We start from the raw sequence: 4,035 nt of genomic DNA, 5'->3' as shown, positions 1-4,035 counted from the left end.
GGAGCAGGGGGCGACGGTCGAGGTGCTCGATCCCAACCCGGACCGTCGCGCGCTCGCCGCACGGTTCGGCGCGACGAGTCTGGACCGCGAGCCCGACGTCGTGATCGAAGCCTCGGGCCACGCTGTGGGCGAGGCGCTCGCCGGGGTGACCGTCGGTGGCACGGTGGTGCTGGTCGGCAGCGTGTTCCCCGCCGATCCGGTGCCGTTCGACGCCGAGAGCATCGTGCGGCGCCTGGTCACGGTCGCCGGCATCCACAACTACACGGGAGCCGAGCTCGCCGCGGCCGTCGCGTTCCTGGCCGGACGCGGGCGTGCCTATCCGTTCGGTGACGCGGTCGGCGCGGTGCGTGGGCTGCACGAGATCGATGCCGCCCTCGAAGAAGCGACGGCAGCCGACGCCCCCCTGCGGATCGGACTGCTCCCGGGGCACTGACCCTTCGAGACCTGCGGTGGAGCTACGCGGTCCGCTGTGGGCTTCGGCGGGGCCCGGCGGGTCGCAGGCCCTCTGCATGGAAGGCCAGGAGCCGGACGGCGGCCTCGACCGTCGCGGCCAGGACCTCTTCGGGATCGCCCGTCAGCGCCAGGCGGCGGTGTCCGACCGCGTCGGGGGTGGCCCACCCGAGGTACACCGTCCCGGGCGGATGGCCCCCGTCGGGGTCCGGCCCGCCGACGCCGGTCGTCGACACGCAGACATCGGCGTCGAGCAGATCGCGCGCTCCGATGGCGAGCTGTTCGGCGCACGCCGCGGAACAGGGGTCCGTGCCGGGGACCAGCCCGAGCACGCGCTCCTTCACATCCGTCAGATAGGCCACGACGCCGCCCGCGAACCACTCCGACGCGTCTGCCCCGGAACCGACGGTGTTCGCCAGCCGGCCCGAGGTGAGGGACTCCGCCACAGCCACACGCAACCCTCGCACGCGGGCGAGGTCGCTCAGCCGTTCGATGTGATCCGTCACTGCGAGACGCTCTCCGATGTCGTGCCCGTCGTCGTTCAGCGGGACTCGTCGCCGTCGTAGTCCGGACGCGGCGGCTGCAGCGGCTGGTCGGAGTACTCGCCGCCCGCGCGGCCGCCGAAGGGGCGCCCGTGGTCGGCGAACTCGTCGCGGGCGAACACCAGCGTCCACGGTCCCGCCGTGAAATGCGCACCGGTGCGGAGCGTCTCGGAATCGTCACCGGGGTGCGTGGCGTCCGCTCCGGCGCTGGCGTTCATCTCGCCCTCGCCGTGCAGGGTCAGGACATACTCGTCGCGGTCGTCGTGCGTGATCGTGGCGTGCACGGGGTCGGTGTCCGCCAGACGCAGTTCGTTTCCTTCGGCGGAGCCGACCCGGACCACGTCGGCCTCGAGCGCGAACTCGGTACGCTCATCGTCGCGCGTGATGCGCAGCCGGGGATTTCCCGCGCCCCACTCGGCGTGCGTGGTTCCGGGGGTGTACCCCTCGTCGGGGCGATCGTCGATGTGTCGTGCGTTCATGGAAATGCCCTCCTCAAGCTCGGGTGTTCGAGATTAGGGTGAGCGTGTTCGTTCTGCCGAGGGGGTTGACTTCGCGGCGGCGGACCCGCATCCGCCATCGGTCTGAACAGAGGCAGAATACTGTCGCCGTGTGAGCGAGAATAGGATGAGCCGTCGTCTCGGCCAGACTGCGACCAAGGAGCACAGAATGGGCAAGTTCGTCTATGAAGGCGGAGTGAAGACCGAGGTCGAGGACCGCGCTCTCACACACCTGCAGCTCGTCATCACCGCGAAGCTGCGGCGTGGCGAGCCGTTCCCGTTCAGCTGGCGTGAAGACGCGAGCGTCGGCGGCGGACGCACGACGGTCTGGATCCAGCCGGGCAGCTCGCTGGTGTTCAAGTACTTCGGCAGCCGTCAGCCCTCCATCAACCGGGCGTGGATCGAGGCGCTCGCCTTCACCGCCAACGCGCCGAGCGGGCTGTACCTGGTTCCCGAACCCGCCGAGGCGGGCGTGGAACCCGGCACCGAAGAGGTCCCCGTCACGCCTCAGCTCTGACCCGCCGCACAGCTCCCTCTCGCGGCGGCGCTCCTCCCGCCTCCCTGCACGGCTGTCAACCCCCTGCACTCGTGGCTGCCGATCCGGAAGAGTCGGTCGGACACATCGAGACGAGGAGGATCGGCCATGACCGACAACACTTCCGACCCCCGGCACGCGCATCGCGAAGAAGGCTTCCCCGCGCAGCAGCAGGATCAGCCCGGGCTCACGGAGCTGACACGTCCCGACCCCGATCACGGCGAGGAGAGCTATGTCGGCCACGGCCGGCTGGCGGGGCGCCGAGCGCTCATCACCGGCGGGGACTCCGGCATCGGGCGAGCCGTCGCGATCGCCTTCGCGCGCGAGGGCGCCGATGTCGCGATCGCGCACATGCCGGAGGAGCAGGACGACGCGGAGGACACTCTGGCCCTGGTCCGTGAGGCAGGGCGCACGGGGGTGAGCTTCGCGGGCGACCTGCGGGACGAGGCTTTCGCGACCGACATCGTCGCCCGCACGCGGAGCGAGCTCGGCGGACTCGACACGCTCGTGCTCAACGCCGCGTACCAGCACGACATCGACAGCTTCGAGAACCTGGCGACTGACCGGATGCGGCGCGTGTTCGACACGAACCTCGTCGGTCTGCTGTTCTCCGCCCGCGCGGCGTACCCCGACCTCGAGCCCGGCGCGAGCATCATCGTGACGGCATCCGTCCAGGCGTTCAACCCGTCGCCGGGACTCATCGACTACGCCATGACCAAGGCCGCCCAGGTGGCTTTCGTGAAGGCGCTCGCCGAGGAGGCAGGGCCCAAGGGCATCCGGGTGAATGCGGTCGCTCCCGGTCCGATCTGGACGCCGTTGATCCCCGCGACCGGCTGGGACGCGGAGAGGCTGGCGACCTTCGGGCAGGACACGCCCCTCGGACGCGCGGGTCAGCCGGCGGAGCTCGCCAGCGCCTACGTGTACCTCGCCTCGAACGAGTCCTCGTACACTTCCGGCTCGGTGATCGCGGTGACGGGCGGCAAGCCGCTCTGAAGCCGTCCGGCCGTCGGCCCCGGCCCGCGGTCTCCGGCCGTGCCCGTGCACAACTCCTCAGAAACCCGACCGAAAGCGGCGGATCGGGCCTGAGATCGGGTCGAACCGACGTTCTTGAGGAGTTGTGCACCGCGGGCCGCCGAGCCGCAGCCGCCTAAGCTTGTCTGGTGCAGAAGCCCGCCGCATCCGGCCCCCTCGTGGGCGTCGCACTCGTCATCGGCTCCTGCCTCTCGCTGCCCTTCGGCGCGGCCGTCGCGGCGCAGCTGTTCCCGGTGCTCGGGCCGTGGGGCGTGACCTCGCTGCGGGTCGCGATCGCCGCGATCCTGCTCGTCGTCATCGTGCGGCCGCGGCCCGGGAAGTGGACGCGCCCGCAGTGGCTCGCCGCGGTGCTCTTCGGCGTCTCGCTGGCCGCGATGAACGGCTTCTTCTACGCGGCGATCGACCGCATCCCGCTCGGCCCCGCTGTCGCGATCGAGTTCCTCGGGCCGCTCGTGCTCGCCGCGGTGCTGACCCGTCGTCTGGCGGATGCCGCCTGGGTCGGTGTCGCCCTCCTCGGCATGGTCGCCCTGGGAATCGACGGCCTGATCGGGGCCGAGCCGCTCGACCCGTTGGGGCTCGTCTTCATCCTCATCGCGGCCGGGTTCTGGGTGATGTACATCCGTATGAGTGCCCGCGTCGGTGCGCTCATCCCCGGCAGCAGCGGCCTGGCGATGGGACTCGTGGTGGCGGCCGTGCTGCTCATCCCGGTCGGCATCCCGGCAGCATCGACGGTCGCGATGGACCCGCAGCTGCTGCTGCTCGCGGCCATCACCGCGGTGCTGTCGTCGGTGATCCCGTACAGCTTCGAGCTGGCAGCGCTGCGCCGTCTGCCCCAGCGCGTGTTCGGCGTGCTGCTGAGCCTCGAGCCGGCGTTCGCGACACTGGCCGGCTGGCTGATCCTCGGGCAGGACGCGACCCCGCTGCGGCTGCTGGCGGTCGCCCTCGTGATCGCCGCCAGCGTCGGCGCGACCCTCGGCGT

Annotated in this window: 6 protein-coding genes; 4 read left to right on the top strand and 2 right to left on the bottom strand. The window is 71.1% G+C overall.

The window, feature by feature from the left end:
* Window positions 1-433: zinc-binding dehydrogenase (locus ACNPM4_RS04210; protein WP_448984797.1), on the top strand; the 433-nt coding region annotated here is incomplete at its 5' end.
* Window positions 434-455: 22 nt separating this feature from the next.
* Here the strand turns inward: ACNPM4_RS04210 and ACNPM4_RS04205 are convergent.
* Together ACNPM4_RS04205 and ACNPM4_RS04200 are read right to left on the bottom strand one after the other, a co-directional pair.
* Window positions 456-956, bottom strand: coding sequence for a CinA family protein (locus ACNPM4_RS04205; RefSeq protein WP_448984796.1), 501 nt, complete (start codon window positions 954-956; stop codon window positions 456-458).
* 35 nt (window positions 957-991) lie between these two features.
* Window positions 992-1,471, bottom strand: coding sequence for a hypothetical protein (locus ACNPM4_RS04200; protein ID WP_029261356.1), 480 nt, complete (start codon window positions 1,469-1,471; stop codon window positions 992-994).
* 187 nt (window positions 1,472-1,658) lie between these two features.
* Between ACNPM4_RS04200 and ACNPM4_RS04195 the strand changes: the two genes are divergently transcribed.
* The 3 genes from ACNPM4_RS04195 to ACNPM4_RS04185 form a co-directional block, all read left to right on the top strand.
* On the top strand, window positions 1,659-2,006 hold the full coding sequence (locus ACNPM4_RS04195) for a DUF7882 family protein (RefSeq protein WP_029261357.1): 348 nt from the start codon (window positions 1,659-1,661) through the stop codon (window positions 2,004-2,006).
* A 126-nt stretch (window positions 2,007-2,132) separates the two neighbouring features.
* Complete coding sequence (locus tag ACNPM4_RS04190; RefSeq protein ID WP_448984795.1) at window positions 2,133-3,017, top strand: SDR family oxidoreductase; 885 nt, start codon at window positions 2,133-2,135, stop codon at window positions 3,015-3,017.
* A gap of 167 nt (window positions 3,018-3,184) precedes the next feature.
* Window positions 3,185-4,035: EamA family transporter (locus ACNPM4_RS04185; protein ID WP_448984794.1), on the top strand; the 851-nt coding region annotated here is incomplete at its 3' end.

Source organism: Microbacterium umsixpiens, assembly GCF_053543675.1.
Note: the sequence above shows the minus strand (reverse complement) of the source record. Positions and strands in the feature narration are given on the sequence as shown.